Raw genomic sequence first — 23254 nt, 5'->3', positions numbered from 1 at the left:
CCTGGTCTTATCCCCATGAGCGACGCCCGGCCCAAATTGTCGACTGCCCAGCCGGGAGACTATTTCCAGCTGCTGAAGCCGCGCGTGATGTCGCTGGTGATCTTCACCGCGGTCACGGGCCTGCTGGTCGCACCGGGATCGATCAACCCGCTGGTCGCCGCCATCGCCGTGCTGTGCATTGCCGTGGGGGCAGGGGCCGCCGGCGCCCTCAACATGGGTCTGGAGGGTGAGACCGACGCCCTGATGAAGCGCACCCGGGGCCGCCCCGTCGCCGCGGGCCGGGTCAACAAGAACGACGCCCTCGCCTTCGGGGTCATCCTGTCGCTGTTCTCGGTCATGCTGCTGGGCATGAACACCAACTGGGTCGCAGCGGGTCTGCTGGGCCTGACCATCGTCTATTACGCGGGCTTCTACACCCTGATGCTCAAGCGGCGGACGCCGCAGAACATCGTCATCGGCGGGGCTGCGGGCGCCTTTCCGCCGGTGATCGGCTGGGCGGCCGTGACGGGAGACGCGCCCTGGCAGGCCTGGCTGCTGTTCCTGATCATCTTCCTGTGGACCCCGCCGCATTCCTGGGCGCTGGCGCTCTATTCGGCCGGGGACTATGCGCGGGCCGGCATTCCGATGATGCCCGTGGTCAAGGGCGCGCGCTCCACCCGCCTGCAGATCCTGATCTACAGCCTGGTTCTGGTGCCGGTCGCCATCGTGCCGGGCCTGACCGATCTGGGCGGGCCGCTCTATCTGGGTGTGTCGGTCGTGGGCGGGCTTCTGTTCCTGCTGCTGGCCTTTCGCCTGTGGCGCAGCCGCGCCGGGGACCAGCCCGAGGCCGACCGCGTCCACGGAGGCCCGACCGTGGGACGAGAGGCCGCATTGTACGACGTGCGGATTGACGCCAAACCGGCGCGAAACTTGTTCGCCTATTCGATCCTGTATCTGATGCTGCTGTTCCTGGCCCTGCTGGTCGAGAATCTGCCCGCATCCCCGCTGGTATGCCCCTCATGCGCCTGACCGACGAAGAACTCACCGCTCGCAAGCGCCGCAATCTCTGGATTGCGCTGGGACTGGTGGCCTTTATCGTGCTGGTCTTCCTGACCACCTTCCTGCGGCTGAAGCAGAACATCGAGGCCCGCAAGGCGCTGGAGACGGCCGCCGTCGCCGAAGCCCCGGCGGCGCTGCCGATGGACCGGTCATGAACCGCTCGAACCTGATTGCCCTGATCTGTGGCGGCGTGGTCATGCTGATGACCGGCGCTGCCTTTGCGGCGGTGCCCCTCTACCAGCTGTTTTGCCAGGTGACGGGCTTCGACGGCACAGTCCGCAAGGCCGAGGCCGCCCCCGATGTGATTCTCGACGAGACGGTGCTGGTTCGGTTCGACACCAATGTCCGTAACCTGCCCATGACCTTCAAAGCCGAACAGCTGCAGCAGCGCGTGCGCATCGGCGAGACCGGCATGGCCTATTTCGAGGTGACCAACACTTCGGACCAGCCGATCGGGGCGACGGCCGCCTATAACGTCGTGCCCGAGCGAGCCGGCGCCTATTTCCAGAAGCTGCAGTGCTTCTGCTTTGATGGCCAGGTCATCCCGGCGGGGGAGACCATGCGCTTCCCCGTCCAGTATTTCGTGGCCCCGGAGCTGGCCACCGATCCCGAGGGCCGGGGCGTGACCCAGATCACCCTCAGCTACACCTTCTACCCGACCAAGGGATTTGATCCCTCATCTGTTGCGTCAGAGTCTGGCGTGACGGGATCGTGACCGCTATAGGGCCAGTCACGAGTCTATCCGAGAGCAAGAGACCCCAGAATGGCTGACGCGCACGCCGCTCCTCATCACGACTATCATCTGGTCAATCCCAGCCCCTGGCCGCTGGTCTCGTCGATCGCCGTGACCGTCATGATGGTCGGCGCCGTGGCCTGGATGAAGGGCCTGTTCGGCCTCGAGGCCGGCACCATGTGGCTGTTCTTCGCCGGTCTGGCGGGCGTGCTCTATTCCATGTTCGGCTGGTGGAGCGATGTGATCAAGGAAAGCCGCCAAGGCGACCATACCCCGGTCGTGTCGATCGGTCTGCGCTACGGCATGGTGCTGTTCATCGCCTCGGAAGTGATGTTCTTCGCCGCCTTCTTCTGGATGTTCTTCGAAATGTCCGTGTTCAACGAGGCGCGCGCCCACATCCCGGCGATCAGCTTCTGGACCGACACGGCCGCGGCCTGGACCAACCCCGACGGCACGAGCCTTTGGCCGCCCAAGGGCATCGAGACCCTCGACGCCTGGCAACTGCCGCTGCTGAACACCGTCATCCTGCTGCTCAGCGGCACGACGGTTACCTGGGCGCACCATGCCCTGCAGGTCGGCGACCGCAAGGGCGCCAAGCTGGGCTTGCTGATCACCGTGCTGCTCGGCGTGCTGTTCACCGGTGTGCAGGCCTATGAGTACCAGCACATCATCCACGAGAATCTGTTCTTCAACGAGGCGGCCGCCAACTCGGGCCTGTACGGGTCGATCTTCTTCATGGCGACCGGCTTCCACGGCTTCCACGTGCTGATCGGCACCCTGTTCCTGACCGTCTGCCTGCTGCGCCTTATGGCCGGCCAGATGTCGCCCCAGAAGCATTTCGGCTTCGAGGCCGCGGCCTGGTACTGGCACTTCGTCGACGTCGTCTGGCTGTTCCTGTTCGCCTTCGTCTACGTCATCTTCGGGTGACGGAGCGGCGTCAGCCGGATCCTTCCTTGCCGGCGCGGGTCGATTCGATCCGCGCCGGTTTGCTTTGTCGCTGCCCTCGTTGCGGGCAGGGCAAGCTGTTCGCCGGATTTCTGAAGGTGGTCGAGCGGTGCGCCGTCTGCGGCACGGACTTCACCCGGCTGAACACGGGCGACGGCGCCGCCGTCTTCATCATGCAGATTTCGGGCGGCATCTCGACCTTCCTGGCGCTGGCGATCCAGATCGCCTTTCAGCCGCCCGTCTGGGTGCTGCTGGGTCTGGCCGTGCCGCTGGTGCTGGCCCTGTCCTTTGGCCTGATGCGCCCGGGCAAGGGCTTGATGATCGCGCTCCAGATGCGCCACGCGCAGACAGCGGAGGAGACCCATGTCTGAACACGTCATGCGTCGCATCCCCTGGGGCCTGACGATTGCCACTGGCCTCGCGCTGATCCTGCTGCTCAGCCTCGGGGTCTGGCAGGTGCAACGTCTGCAGTGGAAAGAGGACCTGATCGCCCGCGCCGAGGCCGCGGCCTCCGCCGACCCTCGCCCGCTCGCACAGGGCGCCCCGGTGCCGTTCGAGCGCGTGACCCTGTCCTGTCCGGCGACGGCCGGCCGCCGGTCGGTCGAGCTGCAATCCATCCATGACGGCACGCCCGGGGTCAGGCTGATTGCGGCCTGCGCCGGCTACATCGTCGATCTCGGCTTTGTCGCGGAGACCATCAGCGCGCGACCGACGCTGGACGGCCCCCTGACCGTCACTGCGATGGCGCGAGAGGCCCATGCCCCGGGTCCCATGGCCCTGCCTCCGGAAGACGGTCGGTTCTATGCGCGTGACAATGAGGCGATCGGGGCAGCGCTGGACGTGCCGGCCAATCACCGCGACCTGACCCTCTACGCCGAGACCCGGGCGGTCGACGGCTTCGAGGCACTTCAGCCCGCGCCGCCGCCCGCTGCCTTCTCGAACAACCATCTGGGCTATGCGATGACCTGGTTCGGACTGGCAATCGCGCTGGTGGCTTTCTATCTCGTCCTTCTCCGCCGGAAGCTGACGTCCTGACCCTTCGCCTTCACACCCTCTCCAACGGCGTCCGCGTCGTCTGTGACCCCATTCCCGGGCTCCAGACCGTGGCGGTCTGTGTGGCCGTTGCCGCAGGCGCGCGTCACGAAGCCCCGGAGCAGTCCGGCTGGTCCCACTTCCTTGAGCATATGGTGTTCAAGGGGGCAGGCGAGATGTCGGCGCGCGAGATCGTCGAGCGCATCGAGGGCGGTGGCGGCTCGATCAATGCCTCGACCGGCTATGAGCGCACCGTGTTCGAAGTCCGTGCCATGGCGGATGGCCTCGAAACCGCCCTGCAGGTCATCGCCGATCTGATATTCCACCCGGTCTTCGAGCCCGGCGAGATCGAGCGCGAAAAGGACGTGGTCGCCCAGGAAATCGCCGAGGCCTTCGACACGCCCGACGACCATGTGTTCGAAATGGCCCAGGCCCGGGCCTTTGCCGACCAGTCGCTGGGACGGCCCATCCTCGGGCAGGTCGAGACCCTGGCTCCCATCGACCGGGAACGGCTGAAACGCTTCCGCCGCGAGCAGTATCGGCCGGATCGCATCGTCGTGTCGGTGTCGGGGGCGGTCGAGGAGGACCGGCTGCTGGCCCTGGTCGAGCGGGCCTTCGGCGAGGGCGTGCCGCTGTCGGAGACGCCGATGCCCCCGGCCCGCTTCGAGGGGGGAGAGGCCCGGCTGGCCCGCCGGATCGAGCAGTCGAATCTGGTCTTCCTGCTCCCCTCGCTCGGCAATGCGGATTCGCGTCGACCGGCTCTGCGGCTGGGGGTCGAGATCCTGGGGGGCGGGATGGCCTCGCGCCTGTTCCAGACCGCGCGCGAGGAACGGGGCCTGGCCTATGCCGTCGACGCCTGGCACGAGGGTTATGCCGACTGTGGTGTGCTGGGCATCTATGCGGGGGCGGCCGCCGATCGCGCCGGCGAGCTGGCCCAGGTCTGCGGCGAGACCCTGCTGGCGCTGGCAACCGATGGACCGACGGAGACGGAGCTGAACCGGGCCCGCGCCGTCGCTGTCGCCAGCATACGGATGTCCGACGAAAGCCCGGCGGCCCGTGCCGGGCGCTGGGCCGGCCAGATTTGCGTGCTCGGCCATACGCTCGACAGCGACGCCATGGTCGAGGAGGTGAGCGCCCAGGATGCCGCCGCCGTGCGGGCCGCCCTCGCCGCGTGTCTGGAGCCCCGGCGCACGGCCACCGCCGTACTGGGTCCGAGGGCCGGGCTGTCGGCAGGCCTGCTGTTCGAGCGCGCCATCACAGGCTAGGTCTGTTCCATGGCCCTCCTCGACTGGATCAGCGAGTCGTCCGGCCCCACCGTTCAGGCGGAGGGGGTCGTGCTCCGCCTGCCAAGGCCGGGGGACTATGAGGCCTGGTCGACGCTCAGGGCGGCGTCGCGCGAGTATCTGGTGCCGTTCGAGCCGACCTGGCCCGAGGACGACCTGACCCGGGCCGCCTTCCGGCGCCGTCTGGCCCTGTACGGCCGGGAGCGGGAGCAGGGCCACGCCTGGCCGTTCTTTGTCTTCGAGGCGGCGGAGGGGCAGCTGGTAGGGGCGGTCACCCTGTCCAACATTCGCCGGGGTGTGACCGAGACGGCCACGCTCGGCTACTGGATCGGTGAGGCCTTCGCCGGACGGGGCTATTGCACCGCCGCTGTGCGCGCCGCCGTTGCCTTTGCCTTTGACGATCTGCGGCTCCACCGGGTCGAGGCCGCCTGTGTTCCGTGGAACATCGCCTCACGGAAAGTGCTGGAAAAATCAGGCTTCGAGCACGAGGGAAGAGCCCGGGCTTATCTCAAAATTAACGGCGCTTGGGCAGATCATCTTCTGTTCGGACGTGTCGATGATCGACACGGGGATGGCGCCACCACCGCGCCGGATGGGGACACATCGGGCGCGTGAGCACACGGCAGTCAGTTCTGGCCTGGGATGCCTCGATGGCCATCGAGGCGCTGGCGGCGGCTGACTCGGCGCTCTGGGTCTGGACTCCGTCCGAGGACAGTCTGCGCGTCACGGGCGCTAGCCGGCCGCTGGGTCTGGGGCCGCTTGCCCCGGAATGTTCGGGCGCCGCCTTTGCCGCCGTTGCCATGCCGCAGGACCGGGCGCTGGCCGAGGCCCTGCTGAAGCCCCAGGCCGAGGGCACCGAGATCGCCGTCCGGCTTCGCATGCGCGATCATCCGACCTGCCTGTGGCGCGGGGTGTGGCTGGAAGACGGCCTGAGGGCCGCCGGCGTTGTCGCGCTCGAAACCACCTTCGCCGGGGCCGAGCGTGATCCGCTGACCGGCCTTCTCGACCGCCGCTCCTTCATTGCCCGCGTGGGTGAGGCCCTGACCGTGGCCGGGGACTATGAGCTGGTCGTCGCCGACGTTGACCGCCTGCGCCGCCTGAACGAGGCGCTGGGCCACGACCGGGCCGACCGGGTGCTGTCGGCGCTGGGATCGCGACTGGCGGCCGCCTTCTCGGCCGAGGACCTGCCGGCGCGGATCGGCGAGGACGAGTTCGCGGTTCTGGTCCGTCGGGGCGAGCGCCATGTGCCGGGACGCCTGCGCGAGGCGCTGGAGCAGCCGCTGCGTGTCGCGGGCTTTGACATCTATCCGACTGTTTCCATCGGCGCCGTGACCGCCGAGGGCGGGCCGGATGCCTCCGACGCCGGGGAACTGCTGCGCCGGGTCGAGCTGGCGGTCGAACAGGCCAAGTCGGCGGGGCGGGGCGGGGCGGCAGCCTATGGCCGGGCGCTGGAGTCCGACAGCCTGTCGCGTCTGGCGCTGGAGTCGGACCTGCGCAATGCCTTCGTGCGCGGCGAGATCGAGCCCTTCTACCAGCCCATCGTCAATCTCAAGACCGGCGCCGTCGCCGGGTTCGAGGCCCTGTGCCGCTGGCGCCACCCCAAGCGCGGACTGGTGCCGCCGGATGAGTTCCTGACGCTCACCGATGAAATGGGGCTGATGAACGAGCTGGGTCTGCTGATGATGACCCAGGCCGCCCGCCAGCTGGCCGAATGGCTGAAGCGGCATCCGCTGGCCGGCAAGCTGTTCTGCAGCGTGAACCTGTCGGTCGGCGAGATCGAACGCCCCAATCTGGTCGAGGACGTCGCCCGGATCATCGAGGAGACCGGCCTGCCGCGCGGGGCGCTGAAGCTTGAGGTCACCGAGGGCGACATCATGCGCGATACCGCCAGCGCGGCGGTCATCCTGTCCAAGCTGAAGGAGGTCGGGGCGTCCTTGGCGCTCGACGACTTTGGTACCGGGTTCTCGTCGCTCAGCTATCTGGCCCGCCTGCCGTTCGATACGCTCAAGATCGACCGCTATTTCGTGTTGACCATGGATCGCGACGAGGGCTCGGCCAAGATCGTCCGGTCGGTCGTCAACCTGGGTCGCGACCTGTCGCTCGAGGTGGTGGCTGAAGGGGTCGAGAATGCCGAACTGGCCGCCCTGCTGTTACAGGACAACTGCCACTACGGACAGGGCTTCGGCTATGCCCAGGCCCTGCCGGCGCAGGAGGCCGAGGTCTATCTGAACGAGTCCCTGTCCGACGGGGCCGCCCCCATTCGTGCCCGCTCGGCCTGACGCCTCAGCGCTTTCGGGGCCGTTTGCGGTTCCGGCGACGAAGCAGGCGGTCGGAAATGGCCTCGGTGTGCTTCAGGGTGAAGGCGAGGGCCGCCGGACTGCCGCGCTTGGCCCCCACACTGTCAGCCACCACAGCCCCCCGCTCACCGATGGGCTCGGGCGCGCCGACCGTGGTGTCGACCGCCGTCTGGTGCTCGATCTCGGCATTCAGCTCGGCGCCCATCAGGATGATCTGCACCGTCAGCCAGGTCCACAGCAGGAAACCCATCATGGCCGCCAGCGGGCCATAGCTGTCGGTGCGCACAAAGGTCTGCAGATACCAGCTGAACACGGCGGACAGGCCGAGGCTGAGCGTCGCCGCGACAAAGGCCCCGGGGGTCAGCCAGCGCCAGCGCGCCCGCGCCCGGCAGGGGCCATGGCGATAGATGACGGTCAGGGCGCCGATATAGAGGGCGTACAGCACCACCCAGCGGAGCGGCGCCAGATACTGCAGGTCATTCATCAGGCCGAGCGGGCCCAGAACGATGGGCACCCCGACCACCAGGGCTGCGGTCAGCAGCACGGTACTGAGGCCGGCGATGGTGAAGCCCATGCACAGCAGATTGTATTTGATCAGGTTGCGGCGCTCGACCTCGTGATAGGCGATGTTAAGGCCATAGAAGAGGGTCTTGATGCCGTTGTTCGCGACCCACAACGACAGGGCCAGGGTGCCGAACAGCGTCAGGGTCAGGCGGGGGCGGGAATCCTCGGCCAGACGCTGCATCTCCCCGCCAATGAAGCCCGCAACATTGGACGGCAGCACCGAATACAGGAATTGCAGCCGGCTCCAGACGTCTTCCGGATTGGCGAACAGTCCGTAGACGGTGACGATCATGGCCAGGGTCGGGAACAGCGACAGCAGGACGAAGAAGGTCACGCCGCCCGACACGAATCCCACCCGGTCGCCGAAATAGCTGGCCCCTGTACGCCACAGGATGTCGGTCCAGCCCTTGCGCGGAATCTGGTGGGGCCGCTGCGCGATGCGTCCGCGTCCGGGCTCACGGGCCTCATAGTCTTCCGGAGAGGGCGGCTCGGGCTCGGCCGGTTCGGGCCGGTAGCGGCGGATGTCCAGCCCGACCTTGTGGCCCTTCCGGTGCAGCAGGTGGGCCGCGCCCGCCCCGGCCGCCAGTCCCCCGAACAGCGCCGCCGCCAGCCCCGCGAGGGGCAGGGACGGGCCTTCGGATTTCCGGGGAAGTCGGGACATTCCGTGCAAACGGCCAAGCCTGTCGCGCCGTTCCGCTTGAATTTCGCCGCGCCGCCCCCCAATCACACCCCATGTCCGACACCTCCACGCTCCTGAAAACCTGGAAGGCCGCCCAGGCCCGTCTCAAGGCCGGTCACATCGACAGCCCGTCGATCGATTCCCGTCTGTTGCTGGAGGCCGCGTGCGGCGTCAGCCGGCTCGACATCCTGACGGACCCGTACCGGACGGTCACGCCGGATCAGGCCGCCGCCTATGACGCCATGATCGACCGGCGACTGAAGCGCGAGCCGGTGTCGCGGATTCTCGGCCGCAAGGGCTTCTGGAAGATCATGCTGAGCGTCACCCCGGACGTGCTCAGCCCCCGCCCGGACACCGAGACCCTGCTGGATGTCGCGCTGGCCGCCTTCGGTCCGCACCAGGCTTTCCAGGTCGCCGATCTGGGCACCGGGTCGGGAGCTATCCTGCTGGCGGTGCTGGCCGAGCGGGCGGGCGCCACCGGCGTGGGCACCGACATCTCGACCGAAGCCCTGGCCGTGGCCCGGGACAACGCCGCGAACCTCGGCCTCGAGGGGCGCGCTGCCTTCCTGCGCACCGAGTGGGCCACGGGCTTCGAGGACCAGAGTTTCGATCTGGTCGTATCGAATCCCCCCTACATTCCCACTGCCGACATCGCCGGTCTGGATCCCGAGGTGCGCGATCATGATCCGCATCTGGCGCTCGATGGCGGTCCGGACGGGCTGGAAGCCTATCGGCAACTGGCGCCCGAAATCCGCCGTGTGCTGAAGCCCGGCGGCATCTTCGCCGTCGAGATCGGCTGGGATCAGGGCGAGCCGGTCAAGGCGCTGTTCGACGAGGCGGGCTTTGAGGATGTGAAGGTCGTGCTCGATCTCGGCAACCGAAACCGCGTGGTCACCAACGGCCCGGACCCGCGAACCCAGGCCCCGGACCGGTCCCTGCTGTCCTGAACCCCGACGGGCGTCACAAAAAGACCCCTTGGAATGCAGGGCGAGGCGCGCTAAGTCTTGGCTGTCTCCCACCAATCGCATCTCCGTGCGCCCTCGCGGGCCAACTGACAGGCGAGCGGGATGCGTGACGACCCGATCCCCTTCCGGGCCCGGGTGGACCGCGGGGAGACAACGGCTTCCGATGACATTGATGGCGGGCACGTCCCGAGCCACGGACAGACGAAACACAACACGGCCTGAAACCTGTAGTCGGCCAACCTCCCGGAACGGTAGAGTCTATGAGAGATTTCAAGGGCATGAAGCGCCAGCGCGGTCGCAACAGGAAGCCCGGTGGGAATTCGGCGAACAGCGCCAACCCCAACCGGTCCTGGGACTCGCAAGGGCCCGAGAACATCAAGGTCCGGGGCAACGCCCAGACGGTGTACGAGCGCTACATGCAGCTGGCGCGCGACGCCTCCTCCGCCGGTGACCGCGTTCTGGCCGAAAACTACATGCAGCACGCCGAGCACTATTTCCGGGTGCTGAGGGCGCTCCAGCCGCAACGCCCCGTGTCCGAGATCGCCCAGCGCGAACTGTCCAACCAGGGTTTCGACATCGACTTCGAGGACGAGAGTGGCGCCCAGGCCGCCGCCTTCCTTGCCGCCCAGCAGGCGCAACAGAACGGCCAGCAAAACGGGCAACAGAGCAACGGCCAGAATAATAACGGTCAGCACAACGCCCAAGGCGGTCAGAACCCGCAGCAGGGCCGCGAGGGCCAACCCTCCGGTGACCGCGACGGCAGTCAGGATTCCGAGGCTCGCGGAGACGGTGACAGCGGAAACCGCCGCGAATCGCGTCGCGAACGCTGGGAGCGCCGCAAGGACGAACAACGCAGCCGCCGTGGTGGCTCGGATGGCGAGAGCGAAGGCTCTTCGTCCGACGCGGACACCTCGTCGTCGGAAAACACGCCGGAGTCGGTGGCGGATGCCGGTGAAGCGCCGGAACGTCCGGCCCGCCGCCCGCGTCGCCCGCGTGAAGAGGCTCCGGCCGTTGAAAGCTCGACCGCCGATGCCCTGCCGGGCTTCCTGACCCGCCCGACCCCGCGCGCCGTCGAAGCCGCCGAGGCCGCAGGCGACGCAGAAGCACCCGCTCCCCGTCGTCGTGCCCCGCGCCGCAAGGTGCAGGCCGAGACCGCCGACAGCGGCGAATAGTCCGCCCGGCCAAACCCTTGACCTCTGCGCTCCGGGCGGGCCCACTGTCGGCCTGACAAAGGAGCCGCCATGTCGATGTCTCGACTTGCCCGCACGCTGGGCCTGACCGCCCTTGCGACCCTGACGCTCTCGGCCTGTGCCTCTGCCGGAGGCGGCTACGGGCCGGGCGCGGGTGGACCTCCGCCGCCGCCTCCGCCGCCGGACGGTTCGGGACCGGTCCTGCGCGACTGGCGCAGCATCATCACCTCCTATGACCGGGACCGGTACGGCCGCGTCGACGCCGCCTGGCGTCTCGCGCTGGAACAGGCGCGCCGGCAGGAAGGCTCGGGCGATTTCGGCTCACTGGGCGCCCTGATCGACCCGGATGCCGCTGTGGGCGGCGTGACACCGCCCGAGGGCGATTATCGCTGTCGCACCGTCAAACTGGGCTCACAGGGAGGAGAGAGCGGTCTGGGCTATGTCGTCTACGGCTGGTTCGACTGCCGGATCGAGCGCACTTCCGCCGGCCTGAAATTCTCGAAGCTGACCGGGTCGCAGCGTCCGTCGGGTCTGCTGTTCCCCGAGTCGAACCGCGAGATGGTGATGCTGGGCTCGGTGTCGCTGGGCTCCGAGCCGGCCGCCAACTCCTATGGCCAGAACCCGGACCGCGACATGGTGGCGGTTCTGGAGCGGATCGGGTCGCGCCGCTGGCGGCTGGTGATCCCCTGGCCCCAGTACGAGTCCAATCTCGATATCATCGAACTGGTGCCGAACTGACGCCTGCGCCTTGACCTGATCGCCTCAGCCGCCCAGCCTCTGACCTCCATTGAGAGAGGTATGTCATGCGCGGTACGGGCTTCACCATCACGATCGCGGCGCTCATTGCGCTGGTTGCGGGGGCGTTCCTGATCGGGATGCCTGCCTACAACGTCTACGCCAAGCGCATGGCGGGCAAGGCGGCCTATCAGGAAGCCCTTCAGAACCGGCAGATCCGCGTGCTGGAAGCCCAGGCCCTGCTGGACGCGGCCGAACTGACGGCCCAGGCCGAGGTGGCCCGCGCAAAGGGCACGAACGAGGCCAACCGCATCATGGCCGAGAGCCTCGGCGGGCCGGACAACTATCTGCGCTGGGCCTACATCAACATGCTGCAGGAAACGGCCGGGCAGGGCGACCGCCAGATCATCTATCTCCCGACCGAGGCCGGCATGCCGATCCTCGAGGCCGGGCGCCGGCCGGGCAACTGACGGGCGTCGTCAGCCCGCCTCGGGCAGCGCGCCCTCGTCATCCTCGACGATGCGGGCGACCGCCATGTCGGCGGTGACATTGCCGACCGTGCGGAAGATGTCGGGGATCACCTCGACCGCCAGCAGCAGCGGCAGGATCTGCAGCGGCACGCCCATGGCGATACAGATGGGCGCGATCGAGACGAAGAAGCTGATCTGACCCGGCAGGCCGACCGAGCCGACGCTGACGAGGACAGCGGTCAGCCCCGCGGCAAACAGCTGACCCATGCTGGGCTCAATGCCGAACAGGTGGGCGCAATAGATGACGACGCCCAGATTGGCGACCGGGCTGGTGATGCGGAAGACCGCGACCGCCAGCGGAAGCACCAGACCCGCCGTGGGGCGGGATACGCCCAGCGCATCGACCGCGCGCTCGACCATGACGGGCAGGCTTGCCAGCGAGGACTGGGTGGAAAACGCCACCACCTGGGCCGGGGCCACGGCGCGGGCGAACCCCGCCAGGCTGACCTTGGCGAAGACCATGGCCAGCGGATAGCAGAGCAGGGTGATGCCGATAGTCGCCAGCGAGACCAGGGCGATGTAGTGGGCAAGCGTCCCCGCCGCGCCCACGCCGGCGGTCAGACCCACCCCCAGCGCCAGCGCAAACACGCCGATCGGCGCGGCCAGCAGCACCCAGCGGACGATCACGATCATCGTCTCGGACACCGCTTCGAAGAAGGTCACCAGCGGCAGTCGCAAGCGGTCCGGCAGGCGGGTGGCGGCAAAGCCGAAGAAGACGGCAAACACCACGAGGCCCAGAATAGCGTCCTCGGCTGCGGCGCGGATCGGGTTGGCCGGGGCGAGGGTCTTCAGAAACTCTCCGAACGGTGCGCCGGGGCCGACGCCCTCGGGCGTGGCCGGGGCGCCCGCGATCAGGCGCGCGCCGCCCTCGGGGTCGATGGGCCACAGGGCGTGAAGACCGTACGAGGCCGCAATGGCATAGACGGTAGCCACCACGATCAGGATACCGAACACCAGCAGCGCCCGCCCGGCCAGCATCCCCGCCCGTCCGGGGCCATGCGCAGCTCCGGCAATCGAGGCGATCCCCGTCACAAGCAGGGAGAAGACCAGCGGCACAATGGTCATCTTGAGCGCATTCAGCCACAGCTGACCCAGCGAGCCGATGAAGCCGGCCGTCTCGGCGCCGCCCGGCAGACCCCGGGTCTGGGCGATCGCGCCGACGATGAGCCCCAGTGCCAGCGCGGCCAGCACCTGAAGGCTGAGGGAGGGAAGGAAACGGCGTCCCCGGGTGGTGGTCATGCTATCGGCCCCTTGTCGCGCCCCGGATGGGCCGATCCGACGATATAGGGGCGGGGCGGGCGTTTCGCCAAGCATGACGGGAACGTCACGGCCAAGCTGGGCATTAGCCTTCCATGTTCCAGGAAATCGAAACCCTGCAGGAGGCTGCAGTCCTGCGGCTGGGCGGCATATCCCTGACACTGGGGGGCCTGATCAGCGGGGCCATCGTGATCGGCATTGCCGTGGTGCTGTCCTGGGGGGCGACCCGCGGCATACGACGGCTGCGGCAGAAGGCGTCCCGTACGACCCAGGCGCTGTACCTGCTTGAGAAGCTGGTCGGCTACGGAATCCTGGTCGCCGGGGTGATCATGGGGCTGTCCGCGGCCGGGTTGAACCTGTCGTCGCTGGCCGTGTTCGCCGGCGCTATCGGCATCGGTGTGGGTCTGGGTCTTCAGGGCGTGGTCAAGGAGTTCGTCTCCGGCCTGTTCCTGATCTTCGACCGCATGGTGTCGGTGGGCGACTACGTCGAGCTGGATGACGCCCGCGGGGCCATCGTCGAGATCGGTCCGCGCGCCACCCGCATCCGCACCAATGACAACATCAACATCATCGTGCCCAACTCGAACCTGATCGAGGGCAAGGTCACCAACTGGACGCTGAAGGGCGATACCCGACGCATCCACGTGCCGTTTTCGGTGGCCTATGGCGCCAACCGGGGCGAGGTCCGCGATGTGGTGCTGAAGGCGGCGCGCGCCATCCCCTTTACCCTGCCCGAGACAGAGGCCCGCAAATGCCAGGTCTGGCTGGTCGGCTTCGGCGAGTCCGGTCTCGACTTCGAACTGCTGGTCTGGCCCACCCAGGAGGCGGTCAAGCGCCCGGCGGCCATGCATGCCGCCTACACCTGGGCCATCGCCGAGGCGCTGGACGAGGCCGGGATCGAGATTCCCTTCCCGCAGACCGACTTGCGGATCCGCAGCATTTTCGGCCGGGAAGGTGACGATGCGCTCGAGGTGCTGGGCAGGGCGCCCAAGGGTCGCACCCCACCTCAGCCCGAGCCCAGGGAGCCCGCCCCCAAGGCCTCGGCCAACGACGCCGCCGAGGATCTGCTTCGACCCAGCCCCGAGCCGGTCGACCGGGAAGTCAGGGACCGCTGATCGCCGCCTGGACAGCTAGGGCCTGAACCGTCTCGCGCACATCATGGACGCGGATGATGCCGGCGCCGCGCCGTGCGGCCTCCAGCGCCAGGGCCAGCGAACCGCCCAGCCGGTCCAAGGGGTCGTTGGCCGAGGGATCGACCGCCTGGATCATCCGCTTCCGGCTGGCCCCGAACAGGACCGGAAAGCCGGCATTCGCCAGTACGTCCAGATGTCGTGTGAGCGCCAGATTATGATCCAGCGTCTTGCCGAAGCCGATGCCCGGATCCAGCCAGATCCGTTCGCGGGCGACCCCGGCGGCGATGGCCACTTCGGCACGCTCCACCAGCCGGTCGCGCACCTCGGCCACCACATCGTCATAGCGGGGCTCGACCTGCATGGTGCGAGGCTCGCCCTGCATGTGCATCAGCACCACCTCGCACCCCAGCTCGACCGCCACTGCGGCGCTGTCGGGCGCGCCCGTAAGGGCAGTGACGTCGTTCCACATCGTGGCGCCGGCCTTCACCGCCGTGCGAGCCACGGCGGGCTTGAGGGTGTCGATGCTGATCGGCCCGTCCCATTGCCGGCGGAGCGCCTCGATGACGGGGAGGACGCGCGCCAGCTCGTCGCCTTCGCTGACGGGCTCGGCGCCCGGCCGCGTGCTTTCGCCGCCGATGTCCAGAATGTCCGCGCCCTGTTCGACCAGCCTGAGGCCGTGGGCGACCGCAGCCTCGAGCGTCGACAGTCGCCCGCCGTCGGAAAAGCTGTCCGGCGTCACATTGACGATGCCCATGACGCGGGGGCGTTTGATCATGTCTTTCGCCCCTGCGGATAGATCGTCTCGCCGCGTGCGAGCATGTCGACGAATTGCGCGATCCGGTTCTTCCGCCCCGCCTCGGTCTTCAACGACTCCGTTCGGTGTATCAGGGCAAAGCGATTATTGGCGGTGAGAGTCCCGAACATCGCCAGCGCCGTCGGATTCGCCTGTATGGCAGCCATCAGATCCTCCGGCACTTCGGCGCCCCTGACGCGATAGGCCTTCGCCCAGCGCCCGTCCGCCCGGGCCGCCTCGACCTGCCTCAGCCCCGGCGGCTGCATGGCGCCCTCGGCAATCAGCCGCTCGGCGTGGGCGACATTGATCTCGCTCCACACGCTTTTCGGGCCGCGCGGCGTGAAGCGCTGCAGAAAGCTGGCGTCGTCGAGGCTTTTCCGGATGCCGTCGATCCAGCCCCAGGCCAGGGCCACCGGCACCGCCTCGGCCCAGGTCACGCTGGCGTATCCCGAGCGCACCTTGAATATCCGGATCCAGACCTCGGGCTCCCGGGCGTGGTGCCGGTCCAGCCATGCGTTGAACGCCCCGGCGTCCTCGAAGGCATGGACGCGATCCGGATCGACAACCACGGGCGCCATCAGTCGCGTCCTCCGATCAGTCCGCTCAGCGCATCCAGATAGGCCGCAAAGGCGCGACGCCCGGTCTCGGTGATCGTCACCTCGGTCAGCGGCTTGTTATCCTTGAACCGTTTGGTGATCGCCACGTAGTCCGCCTCGGCCAGCTTCTTCAGGTGCACCGACAGATTGCCCTGGGTGGCCTCCAGCACGGTCTTCAGTTCGGTGAACTCGGCGCTCTCGACATCGGCCAGATAGACCATGATCCCCAGCCGCATGCGGCCGTGAATCACCTCATCGATCCGTCCGAGGTCGCCCAGTGCCATGGATCAGGTCGCGGTCCGCACCTGCATCGCGCCACGCACCATGATCCAGCCGGGCAGGGCGAACAGCAGGAACAGGGCTGCGGTGCAGACATAGAGGTAGATGTCCGCATGGCGGACCAGCAGGCCGAGGCCCACGGCTGTCACCCACCCGCCGGCCGCGGTGGCCAGCATCCAGGCGCGTCGCTTCAGGCTCCAGGCGACGTACCAGGCCGCGGCCTGGGCGGCGAACACAATGGCCGGGTAGTAGAGCCAGGTGGCAAAGTCCTGATCCCGCGCGGAGCCCACACCGAAGATCAGGATGACCGCCAGATTGACCATGCCCGTGGCGCTGAAGGCGGCGTTCATGGTGCGTGTGGCGAGCGGGCCCTGTGACACCTTGAGCTTTCGATCCTCGCGCACGGCCCAGGCCAGCACGACGCAGAAGGCCGCGGTGAAGCCGATCAGCACCAGCAGGGTCGGCAGGGGCGCCAGGACCACCCAGCCCTTCATCTGGGCGATGTGGAACAGGCACTGCAGGCCATAGAGGATGCCGCCCGCCATGTAGGCGACGCCCATGGTCAGCATGCCCCGGCCGCTCATGCCGCCCTCGATGACGGAGCGCAGGAAGGCCAGATCCGCTTCCGGTGTGCTGCGGGGATGATCGGTCATGTGGGTCTCCGGAGCCGGTGTCCTGAGGTGAACGACCGGACAGGGCTTGGCAAGCTATTCGGCGGGAACAGGGACGGCATCGGTGGGACGTTTCCTGGGAATGCGACGCCCGTTCAGCCAGCGGCTCATGAAGGTGTGGCGGACCAGCAGCTCATAGGCGACCAGGCAAATAGCCAGCACGCCCAGAGAGACGCCGCCCAGCTTGATCCACCACGGGGCCGTCCAGTCCTGAATCCAGACCTGGGCCAGCATGACCAGGGGCAGGTGAAGGATGTAGACCCAGTAAGACGAGTCAGACAGGTAACGGCGCCACGTCGCGGCCGACGACAGGAATTTCAGGCACAGGCCCATGGCGGCAAACGCAGAGGCATGCACCGCGATTGCCATGACGAGGGCAAGCACCGCCTTGTCACTCGTCTGCTCCACCATCGGTACAAGCACGGGCCCTCCGGCCAGCATATAGCCGGTGATCCCGGCCCCGACCGCGAGGCCGAGGAAAACCGGCGACCAGCCGGCGATCCGCTGCAGCAGGTCGCGGCGACGATCCAGCAGGAAGCCCAGTCCAAAGGCGGTACCAAAGCCGACCAGCGCGGCGGTATTGGGGATCAGGCCCGCGTCCGGCGTGGGCACGGCGAAGAAGGCAATCCAGGTCGGGTCGCTCCAGAGGGCCCAGGCCAATGGCAGGGCCAGGACGACCGGTGTCCAGGGCCCGATCAGCACACCCGTCAGGCGGTCCATCGTCCGTCCCCAGCCGCCGTTCCGGTCCAGCAGGGCGAACGGCGCCCTCAGCACCAACATGGCGACGTAGAAGATCAGCAGAATCCACAGGAACCACAGATGGGTCAGGGGGAAGTTGGTCCAGTCATAGGTGGGGTTGGGTGCCGGTTCGGCACCCGGGGTGATGAGCCCGGTGGCATAGGCATTCCAGACCAGGGCGGTGATGATCCCCGCCATGACCGGGAGCCAGAAGACCGCGAGAGGGCCTGCGATGCGGATCAGCCGGTCCTTTGCAAACCCGATCCAGCCCCGCCTGCCCAGCATCATATGGGCGAACAGGCCGGCGATCAGGAAGAAGGCCGTCATGCGGAACAGGTGGATCGCATAGAACAGCCAGGCCGCCCCGATGGACGTGCTGGAGTCGTGAACGATCCAGGTCTGCTCCGGGAAGAAGGACAGGCTGGCGTGAAGCACCACGCCGAGCAGCAGCGCGATTCCGCGCAGGGCATCCAGTCCGTGCAGGCGCTGGTCAGTGGGCGGGGAAGGGGTCAGGGACATAGGGCGGCCTCCAGTGAAGTCGGCTGGATGCCATAGACAGGTTTAAAATGCAAACAGGTTCACGTGAACAATACCCCCTCCGTTGCCGAAGGGGGTATGTCGAGGCCTAGCTGGTAGCAGTCGCGGGCTTGCGGCCCGGACGGCGCCGGCGCTTTAGCTTGGCCACAGGAGGCGGCGAGCCTGCGCCACCCTGTTCCGTGGCCATGGGGTTGTAGGACGACCGCTCGGGGCGGGGTCCACGCTGACCTTCGCCCTTCGGCCCGTTTCCACGCGGGGCGTTGCCGCGCGGTCCGCGCCGGTTGCGACGACGGCCTTCGCCGTCTCCGTCGCGTCCCGGGCGATCCTCCCGATCGGGCAGGGTCGGCTTCTTGGCGACACCGGCGGCACTGATGGCGGCATCCAGGGCGCCCAGCGCCTTGTCGTTGCGACGGTCGATCGCCGGGATCTTCTGGCGGGTGACCTTTTCGATGTCCTTCAGCAGCTTCATCTCGTCACCGGCGACGAAGCTGATGGCCGTGCCATCCGCGCCGGCCCGCGCCGTCCGGCCGATGCGGTGCACATAGGCTTCGGGCACGAAGGGCAGTTCGAAGTTCACGACGTGCGAGACGCCGTCGACGTCGATGCCGCGCGCGGCGATGTCAGTGGCGACCAGAACTCGCAGCTTGCCCTTCTTGAAGGCCTCAAGGGTGCGCTCGCGCTGGGGCTGGCTCTTGTTGCCGTGGATGGCACCGGCCTCGACGCCGCCCGCTTCCAGATAGGCGGCGACCTTGTCCGCCCCGTGCTTGGTCTTGGTGAACACCAGGCAGCGGGTATAGCCGGGATCGCTGAACATTTCGGTCAGCAGGGCGCGCTTGCGGCCCTGTTCGATCCAGACGACCGACTGTTTGATGCGCTGCACGGTGGTGGCCTGGGGCGTCACCTGGACCCGCTTGGGATCCTTGAGCAGTTCGCCGGCCAGCTTGCCGATCTCCGACGGCATGGTGGCCGAGAAGAACAGGTTCTGGCGCTTGGCCGGAATGCGGCTGACGATCTGGCGGATCGGCTTGATGAAGCCGAGGTCCAGCATCTGGTCGGCCTCGTCCAGCACGAAGATTTCGGTGGCGCTCAGGTCCAGGTTCTTTTGCTGGATGTGGTCCAGCAAACGCCCGGGGGCGGCGACCAGAACGTCCAGTCCCTGTTGCAGGGCACGCTCCTGGGCGCCGTATTTCACGCCGCCGAAGATCACGGCCACGCGGAAGCCCAGATGCTTGCCATAGGCCTTGAAGCTTTCGGCGATCTGGGTGGCCAGTTCGCGCGTCGGCGACAGCACCAGACACCGGGTGGTGCGGGGCAGGGGGGCGACGCGGTTGGCCGCCAGACGGTGCAGGATCGGCAGGGCAAAGGCCGCCGTCTTGCCGGTGCCGGTCTGGGCGATGCCCAGCAGGTCACGGCCGGTCATCACATCGGGGATGGACTGGGCCTGGATCGGGGTGGGGGTGGTGTAACCCTCGGACGCAAGCGCCTGAAGGAGGGCCGGGTTAAGGCCCATGGAGTCAAAAGTGGTGTGGCTCATGCCGGATGATCTTTCGCATGCGGCACGACCCACGGGCGCACCGCCTGTCCGGCCCCTGTCTTCAGGAACCGGCTTGAACGGGCGCCACCCCGCGTGTCCGGGCAGCGAATGAGATGTGAGGGCCGGTCGCTTCTACAGTCAGGTCCCGGTATCAGGGACCCACACGCGCTGGAGCGCACCGGGCATCGCGATTGTGCGATGCAGCGCAAGTGGGCCTCCATTGCGGCCAAGTCAAGGCCGGCCCTCACTCTTTGCTGCGATCAGCCGCCGTTCAGATGCGCGTAAACCGCCTGATAGCCATCCCGTTCGGCAAAGCGGAGAGGTTTGACACGCTCGACCAGAATCTCGCCGGCCGGGGTATTGCCTGAGCGGATCAGGTCCATGACCTCAGCGATATAGTCATCGAGCGGCATCGACGCGGGGTTCTCGGCATGGCCCGGCATCAGGTCGGTGGCGACGCCCGGCGGGGCCAGTTCCAGCACTTCGATGGGGGTGTCCTTCAGCTGGCTGCGCAGGGACTGGGTCCAGGAGTGGATGGCCGCCTTGGTCGCCGAATAGATCGGTGTTGCAGCCAACGGCACAAAGGCCAGTCCTGACGACACGGTCATGAGGCTGGCCCGCGGCTGCTGTTTCAGGTGGCCGATCAGGCCGGCGGTCAGCCGGATCGGACCGAGCAGATTGGTATCCAGGGTGCGGTCGACGCGGTCGAGGTCCCAGGCGTCGGCCGTCAGGTCCTCGACCTCCATGATGCCGGCGTTGTGGATGACGGCATTGAGGGCCGGGTGGTCGCGGGTGACCTGTGCGGCAAAGGCGGCGATGGTGTCGGCGTCGGTCATGTCCAGCACGGCCCAGTCCATACCCGGGTTGGCCTCGGCGACCGAGCGCAGGGCATCCTCGCGGCGACCGGTGATGATGACCTTCGCTCCGTCACGGTGCATGGCCTCGGCGAGGGCGCGGCCGATGCCGGCGCTGCCGCCGGTGATGAGAATGGTGTCGTTGGGTATTTGCATGCGGGTCTCCTTTTCGCGAGCCCCAAACTGGGCATGCCGCGCACTTGTGGTAAGAAGGCACCGAAAAGATTTGTACTTACCTGAAGGAGAGTGAAGGCTGTGACGGCGCTTCCGCCCGCCCGCATCAAGGATCCGGTCACCGACATGCCCGCCGACCCGCGCGTCGAGGCCTTGGTGAAGGAGGTGATCGGTCGCGTGGCAGACAAGTGGACCCTGCTGATCCTCGAGGTCCTGGAAGAGCACGGCCCCACCCGCTTCACCCAGGTCGGCCGGCACGTGGGCGATATCAGCCAGAAGATGCTGACCCAGACCCTGCGGCAGATGGAGCGCGACGGTCTGGTCACGCGGACGGTCCACCCCGTCATCCCGCCGCGCGTCGACTATGCCCTGACGGACATGGGCCGGACGCTGGCCGAGGCCTTCTGCGGTGTCTGGGGCTGGGCCGAGGCCAATCTGGAGAAAATCGAGGCAGCCCGGGCCGACTTCGACGCCCGGACCCGGTCCTGATCCGCTGCGCTGCAAAATCGGGCCTCGACTTACGCCGGGTCATCACGGAATGTTACAGCTCCCCGGAACAGGAGACTGACTGCCCATGCCCGTCCGTGCCGATCTGACCGTTGCCCCCATTCTTGCCGCCTTTGTCGAGGACGAGGTTCTGCCGGGGCTGGGGATCGACGGGGGGGAATTCTGGTCGGGCGTGCGGGCGCTGCTCGATTGGGCCGAGCCCGAGAACCGGCGCCTGTTGGCTGTGCGCGATGATCTGCAGGCTCGCATCGATACCTGGCACCGGGACCGCAAGGGCCAGCCGTACGACGTGGCCGCCCAGCGCGACTTCCTGAAGCAGATCGGCTGGCTGGCAAAGGCGCCCGCACCTTTCACCGTCGGCACGCAGAATGTCGATGCGGAGATCGCCACCCTGGCCGGTCCGCAGCTGGTCGTGCCGGTGCTGAACGCCCGCTTTGTCCTGAACGCCGCCAACGCCCGCTGGGGCAGTCTGTACGATGCCTTCTACGGCACCGACGCGCTGGGCGACCTGCCGCCCGCAGGGGGCTATGACGCCGCGCGAGGCGCCCGGGTCGTGGCGCGCGCCAAGGCCTTCCTCGACGAGGCTGTGCCGCTGGCTGAGGGATCCTGGGCCGACCTCAAGGACCCGCATCAGGGCATCGCCCTCCGCGACAGCAGCCAATATCTGGGCCAGACCAAACGAGGCCGCCTGTTCCGCCACAATGGCCTGCACATCGAGGTCGTGTTCGACCCCGACCACCCGATTGGTCGCACCGATCCGGCGAGCATCGCCGATGTAGTGCTGGAATCGGCGCTGACGACCATCGTCGATCTGGAAGACTCGGTCGCCTGCGTGGACGCCGAGGACAAGGTCGCGGCGTACCGCAACTGGCTGGGCCTGATGAAGGGCGATCTGGCCGAGACTTTCGACAAGGGCGGCAAGAGCCTGACCCGTCGCCTTGCACCCGACCTCACCTATGTCACGACCGAGGGCGCAGAACTGGGCCTTCCCGGGCGCGCCTTGCTGTTCGTGCGTAACGTCGGCCACCTGATGACCACCCCGGCGGTGCTGATGCCTGATGGATCGGAAGCACCGGAAGGCATCCTCGATGCCATCCTGACCAGCCTGATCGGCCTCTACGATCTGCACGGGCTCGGGGCACACCGGAACAGCCGCGAGGGCTCGATCTACATCGTCAAACCCAAGATGCACGGTCCGGACGAGTGCGCCTTCACCAACCGCCTGTTCGACGCGGTCGAGGACCTGCTGGGGCTGGAGCGCCATACGATCAAGGTCGGGGTCATGGACGAGGAGCGCCGCACCTCCGCCAACCTGGCTGCCTGTATCCATGCGGTGAAGGATCGGATCGTCTTCATCAACACGGGCTTCCTCGACCGCACGGGCGACGAGATCCACACCCTGATGCAGGCCGGTCCCGTTGTCCGAAAGGGCGAGATCAAGACCAGCACCTGGATCGCCGCCTATGAGCAGCGCAATGTGGCGATCGGCCTGCAGTGCGGCCTGTCGGGCCGCGCCCAGATCGGCAAGGGAATGTGGGCCGCGCCGGACCGCATGGCGCAGATGCTGGACGAAAAGGCCGGCCATCCGAAGACGGGCGCCAACACCGCCTGGGTGCCCTCACCGACGGCCGCCACCCTCCATGCGCTGCACTATCACCAGACCGACGTCTTTGCGGTGCGCGAAGCGATGGGCGCCGCCGGGCCACGCCCGCTTGAGGACCTGCTGACCCCGCCGCTGGCGGAAGGCCGCAACTGGAGCGCCGAGGAGATCGAACAGGAGCTGGACAACAACGCCCAGGGCATCCTCGGCTATGTGGTGCGGTGGATCGATCAAGGCGTGGGCTGTTCCAAGGTGCCAGACATCCACGACGTCGGCCTTATGGAGGACCGCGCGACTCTCCGGATCAGTTCGCAGCATATGGCCAACTGGCTGCTGCACGGCGTCTGCACCGCGGATCAGGTCGACTCCGCCCTGAGACGCATGGCGGCCAAGGTCGATGCCCAGAATGCGGGCGATCCCCTCTACCGCCCCATGGCGCCCGCCTTCGACGACAGCCTCGCCTTCCAGGCGGCGCGCGCGCTGGTGTTCGAGGGCGTGGAGCAGCCGAACGGCTACACCGAACCCCTGCTGCACCGCTTCCGCCAGCGGGTGAAGGCACAAGCCCGGACCTGACCGAAGACCTGAGGTTC

General features: G+C 67.6%; 25 protein-coding genes. 16 read left to right on the top strand and 9 right to left on the bottom strand.

Annotated elements, in window-relative coordinates; all coding sequences use genetic code 11:
* Nucleotides 1-15: 15 nt before the first annotated feature.
* Genes cyoE through LC068_RS05325 form a run of 9 tightly spaced genes read left to right on the top strand, consistent with a single transcriptional unit; the run spans nt 16 to nt 7310 of the window.
* Nucleotides 16-1008 (top strand): heme o synthase, encoded by a 993-nt coding sequence (gene cyoE / locus LC068_RS05365; RefSeq protein WP_226635141.1) that lies wholly within the window; start codon nt 16-18, stop codon nt 1006-1008.
* Entirely contained in the window at nt 999-1193 is a 195-nt protein-coding gene (locus LC068_RS05360) for a hypothetical protein (protein ID WP_226635139.1), read from the top strand. The genes cyoE and LC068_RS05360 overlap by 10 nt, the downstream gene beginning before the upstream one ends.
* Nucleotides 1190-1753, top strand: a complete 564-nt coding sequence (locus tag LC068_RS05355; RefSeq protein WP_226635137.1) for a cytochrome c oxidase assembly protein — start codon at nt 1190-1192, stop codon at nt 1751-1753. Before LC068_RS05360 ends, LC068_RS05355 begins: the two co-directional genes overlap by 4 nt.
* Nucleotides 1754-1801: 48 nt before the next feature.
* The gene (locus LC068_RS05350) at nt 1802-2698 is read left to right on the top strand and encodes a cytochrome c oxidase subunit 3 (RefSeq protein WP_226635136.1); all 897 of its coding nucleotides are present in this window, start codon (nt 1802-1804) and stop codon (nt 2696-2698) included.
* A gap of 26 nt (nt 2699-2724) precedes the next feature.
* Nucleotides 2725-3087 (top strand): DUF983 domain-containing protein, encoded by a 363-nt coding sequence (locus LC068_RS05345; RefSeq protein WP_226635134.1) that lies wholly within the window; start codon nt 2725-2727, stop codon nt 3085-3087.
* A complete protein-coding gene (locus LC068_RS05340) occupies nt 3080-3751 on the top strand; it encodes an SURF1 family protein (protein WP_226635132.1) in 672 nt (223 codons plus the stop codon). The genes LC068_RS05345 and LC068_RS05340 overlap by 8 nt, the downstream gene beginning before the upstream one ends.
* Nucleotides 3682-5013, top strand: a complete 1332-nt coding sequence (locus LC068_RS05335) for a M16 family metallopeptidase (protein WP_404825196.1) — start codon at nt 3682-3684, stop codon at nt 5011-5013. The genes LC068_RS05340 and LC068_RS05335 overlap by 70 nt, the downstream gene beginning before the upstream one ends.
* Nucleotides 5014-5022: 9 nt before the next feature.
* Nucleotides 5023-5646: a GNAT family N-acetyltransferase gene (locus tag LC068_RS05330; protein ID WP_226635130.1), complete on the top strand. Its 624-nt coding sequence runs from the start codon at nt 5023-5025 to the stop codon at nt 5644-5646.
* A 35-nt stretch (nt 5647-5681) separates the two neighbouring features.
* The gene (locus tag LC068_RS05325; RefSeq protein WP_209117327.1) at nt 5682-7310 is read left to right on the top strand and encodes a putative bifunctional diguanylate cyclase/phosphodiesterase; all 1629 of its coding nucleotides are present in this window, start codon (nt 5682-5684) and stop codon (nt 7308-7310) included.
* A 4-nt stretch (nt 7311-7314) separates the two neighbouring features.
* Here the strand turns inward: LC068_RS05325 and LC068_RS05320 are convergent, their stop codons facing one another.
* The gene (locus LC068_RS05320; RefSeq protein ID WP_226635129.1) at nt 7315-8553 is read right to left on the bottom strand and encodes a YihY/virulence factor BrkB family protein; all 1239 of its coding nucleotides are present in this window, start codon (nt 8551-8553) and stop codon (nt 7315-7317) included.
* 71 nt (nt 8554-8624) lie between these two features.
* Here LC068_RS05320 and prmC point away from each other — a divergent pair, with 71 nt between their 5' ends.
* The 4 genes from prmC to LC068_RS05300 all read left to right on the top strand — a co-directional run bounded on the left by prmC (nt 8625) and on the right by LC068_RS05300 (nt 11931).
* Entirely contained in the window at nt 8625-9518 is an 894-nt protein-coding gene (gene prmC, locus LC068_RS05315; RefSeq protein ID WP_226635126.1) for a peptide chain release factor N(5)-glutamine methyltransferase, read from the top strand.
* Between the two features lie 296 nt (nt 9519-9814).
* Nucleotides 9815-10708, top strand: coding sequence for a DUF4167 domain-containing protein (locus LC068_RS05310; RefSeq protein WP_226635124.1), 894 nt, complete (start codon nt 9815-9817; stop codon nt 10706-10708).
* 69 nt (nt 10709-10777) lie between these two features.
* Complete coding sequence (locus LC068_RS05305; RefSeq protein ID WP_226635123.1) at nt 10778-11464, top strand: DUF4893 domain-containing protein; 687 nt, start codon at nt 10778-10780, stop codon at nt 11462-11464.
* Nucleotides 11465-11529: 65 nt separating this feature from the next.
* The gene (locus tag LC068_RS05300; RefSeq protein ID WP_209116980.1) at nt 11530-11931 is read left to right on the top strand and encodes a hypothetical protein; all 402 of its coding nucleotides are present in this window, start codon (nt 11530-11532) and stop codon (nt 11929-11931) included.
* 9 nt (nt 11932-11940) lie between these two features.
* Here LC068_RS05300 and LC068_RS05295 read toward each other — a convergent pair whose 3' ends face one another.
* Complete coding sequence (locus tag LC068_RS05295) at nt 11941-13230, bottom strand: dicarboxylate/amino acid:cation symporter (protein WP_226635122.1); 1290 nt, start codon at nt 13228-13230, stop codon at nt 11941-11943.
* A gap of 113 nt (nt 13231-13343) precedes the next feature.
* On the opposite strand from LC068_RS05295, the gene LC068_RS05290 reads away from it, so the two are divergent.
* Nucleotides 13344-14363 carry a mechanosensitive ion channel family protein gene (locus tag LC068_RS05290; RefSeq protein WP_226635121.1) on the top strand — a complete coding sequence of 340 codons (1020 nt, stop codon included), beginning with the start codon at nt 13344-13346 and terminating at the stop codon, nt 14361-14363.
* Here LC068_RS05290 and folP read toward each other — a convergent pair.
* The 7 genes from folP to LC068_RS05255 all read right to left on the bottom strand — a co-directional run bounded on the left by folP (nt 14350) and on the right by LC068_RS05255 (nt 20539).
* Nucleotides 14350-15156 (bottom strand): dihydropteroate synthase, encoded by an 807-nt coding sequence (folP, locus tag LC068_RS05285; protein WP_226635120.1) that lies wholly within the window; start codon nt 15154-15156, stop codon nt 14350-14352. The genes LC068_RS05290 and folP overlap by 14 nt on opposite strands.
* Complete coding sequence (locus tag LC068_RS05280; protein WP_226635119.1) at nt 15153-15752, bottom strand: YdeI/OmpD-associated family protein; 600 nt, start codon at nt 15750-15752, stop codon at nt 15153-15155. The genes folP and LC068_RS05280 overlap by 4 nt, the downstream gene beginning before the upstream one ends.
* Nucleotides 15752-16054 carry a winged helix-turn-helix domain-containing protein gene (locus tag LC068_RS05275; RefSeq protein ID WP_226635118.1) on the bottom strand — a complete coding sequence of 101 codons (303 nt, stop codon included), beginning with the start codon at nt 16052-16054 and terminating at the stop codon, nt 15752-15754. Before LC068_RS05275 ends, LC068_RS05280 begins: the two co-directional genes overlap by 1 nt.
* A 3-nt stretch (nt 16055-16057) precedes the next feature.
* Nucleotides 16058-16702: a hypothetical protein gene (locus LC068_RS05270; protein ID WP_226635116.1), complete on the bottom strand. Its 645-nt coding sequence runs from the start codon at nt 16700-16702 to the stop codon at nt 16058-16060.
* Nucleotides 16703-16756: 54 nt separating this feature from the next.
* On the bottom strand, nt 16757-17977 hold the full coding sequence (locus LC068_RS05265; protein WP_226635114.1) for an acyltransferase family protein: 1221 nt from the start codon (nt 17975-17977) through the stop codon (nt 16757-16759).
* Nucleotides 17978-18083: 106 nt separating this feature from the next.
* Complete coding sequence (locus LC068_RS05260; protein ID WP_226635111.1) at nt 18084-19529, bottom strand: DEAD/DEAH box helicase; 1446 nt, start codon at nt 19527-19529, stop codon at nt 18084-18086.
* Nucleotides 19530-19789: 260 nt separating this feature from the next.
* Nucleotides 19790-20539 (bottom strand): SDR family oxidoreductase, encoded by a 750-nt coding sequence (locus LC068_RS05255; protein ID WP_226635109.1) that lies wholly within the window; start codon nt 20537-20539, stop codon nt 19790-19792.
* Nucleotides 20540-20638: 99 nt separating this feature from the next.
* Between LC068_RS05255 and LC068_RS05250 the strand changes: the two genes are divergently transcribed.
* A complete protein-coding gene (locus LC068_RS05250; RefSeq protein WP_226635107.1) occupies nt 20639-21046 on the top strand; it encodes a winged helix-turn-helix transcriptional regulator in 408 nt (135 codons plus the stop codon).
* An 85-nt stretch (nt 21047-21131) separates the two neighbouring features.
* Entirely contained in the window at nt 21132-23237 is a 2106-nt protein-coding gene (locus LC068_RS05245; protein WP_226635105.1) for a malate synthase G, read from the top strand.
* Nucleotides 23238-23254 lie beyond the last annotated feature (17 nt).

This window comes from Brevundimonas poindexterae, from assembly GCF_020524625.1.
In the GTDB taxonomy this organism is placed as follows: domain Bacteria; phylum Pseudomonadota; class Alphaproteobacteria; order Caulobacterales; family Caulobacteraceae; genus Brevundimonas; species Brevundimonas poindexterae_A.
The sequence above is the reverse complement of the archived record's forward strand: the minus strand, read 5'-3'. Positions and strand labels throughout refer to the sequence as shown.

Excerpts from the sequence above, each read along its gene's own strand:
- LC068_RS05350 (WP_226635136.1), top strand. The coding sequence starts at position 1,802 with ATGGCTGACGCGCACGCCGCTCCTCATCACGACTATCATCTGGTCAAT.
- LC068_RS05305 (WP_226635123.1), top strand. The coding sequence starts at position 10,778 with ATGTCGATGTCTCGACTTGCCCGCACGCTGGGCCTGACCGCCCTTGCG.
- LC068_RS05245 (WP_226635105.1), top strand. The coding sequence starts at position 21,132 with ATGCCCGTCCGTGCCGATCTGACCGTTGCCCCCATTCTTGCCGCCTTT.
- LC068_RS05280 (WP_226635119.1), bottom strand. The coding sequence starts at position 15,752 with ATGGCGCCCGTGGTTGTCGATCCGGATCGCGTCCATGCCTTCGAGGAC.
- LC068_RS05295 (WP_226635122.1), bottom strand. The coding sequence starts at position 13,230 with ATGACCACCACCCGGGGACGCCGTTTCCTTCCCTCCCTCAGCCTTCAG.
- folP (WP_226635120.1), bottom strand. The coding sequence starts at position 15,156 with ATGATCAAACGCCCCCGCGTCATGGGCATCGTCAATGTGACGCCGGAC.
- LC068_RS05290 (WP_226635121.1), top strand. The coding sequence starts at position 13,344 with ATGTTCCAGGAAATCGAAACCCTGCAGGAGGCTGCAGTCCTGCGGCTG.
- LC068_RS05270 (WP_226635116.1), bottom strand. The coding sequence starts at position 16,702 with ATGACCGATCATCCCCGCAGCACACCGGAAGCGGATCTGGCCTTCCTG.
- LC068_RS05330 (WP_226635130.1), top strand. The coding sequence starts at position 5,023 with ATGGCCCTCCTCGACTGGATCAGCGAGTCGTCCGGCCCCACCGTTCAG.
- LC068_RS05325 (WP_209117327.1), top strand. The coding sequence starts at position 5,682 with ATGGCCATCGAGGCGCTGGCGGCGGCTGACTCGGCGCTCTGGGTCTGG.
- LC068_RS05265 (WP_226635114.1), bottom strand. The coding sequence starts at position 17,977 with ATGTCCCTGACCCCTTCCCCGCCCACTGACCAGCGCCTGCACGGACTG.
- LC068_RS05260 (WP_226635111.1), bottom strand. The coding sequence starts at position 19,529 with ATGAGCCACACCACTTTTGACTCCATGGGCCTTAACCCGGCCCTCCTT.
- prmC (WP_226635126.1), top strand. The coding sequence starts at position 8,625 with ATGTCCGACACCTCCACGCTCCTGAAAACCTGGAAGGCCGCCCAGGCC.
- LC068_RS05320 (WP_226635129.1), bottom strand. The coding sequence starts at position 8,553 with ATGTCCCGACTTCCCCGGAAATCCGAAGGCCCGTCCCTGCCCCTCGCG.
- LC068_RS05310 (WP_226635124.1), top strand. The coding sequence starts at position 9,815 with ATGAAGCGCCAGCGCGGTCGCAACAGGAAGCCCGGTGGGAATTCGGCG.
- LC068_RS05340 (WP_226635132.1), top strand. The coding sequence starts at position 3,080 with ATGTCTGAACACGTCATGCGTCGCATCCCCTGGGGCCTGACGATTGCC.
- LC068_RS05255 (WP_226635109.1), bottom strand. The coding sequence starts at position 20,539 with ATGCAAATACCCAACGACACCATTCTCATCACCGGCGGCAGCGCCGGC.
- LC068_RS05360 (WP_226635139.1), top strand. The coding sequence starts at position 999 with ATGCGCCTGACCGACGAAGAACTCACCGCTCGCAAGCGCCGCAATCTC.
- LC068_RS05355 (WP_226635137.1), top strand. The coding sequence starts at position 1,190 with ATGAACCGCTCGAACCTGATTGCCCTGATCTGTGGCGGCGTGGTCATG.
- LC068_RS05275 (WP_226635118.1), bottom strand. The coding sequence starts at position 16,054 with ATGGCACTGGGCGACCTCGGACGGATCGATGAGGTGATTCACGGCCGC.
- LC068_RS05300 (WP_209116980.1), top strand. The coding sequence starts at position 11,530 with ATGCGCGGTACGGGCTTCACCATCACGATCGCGGCGCTCATTGCGCTG.
- cyoE (WP_226635141.1), top strand. The coding sequence starts at position 16 with ATGAGCGACGCCCGGCCCAAATTGTCGACTGCCCAGCCGGGAGACTAT.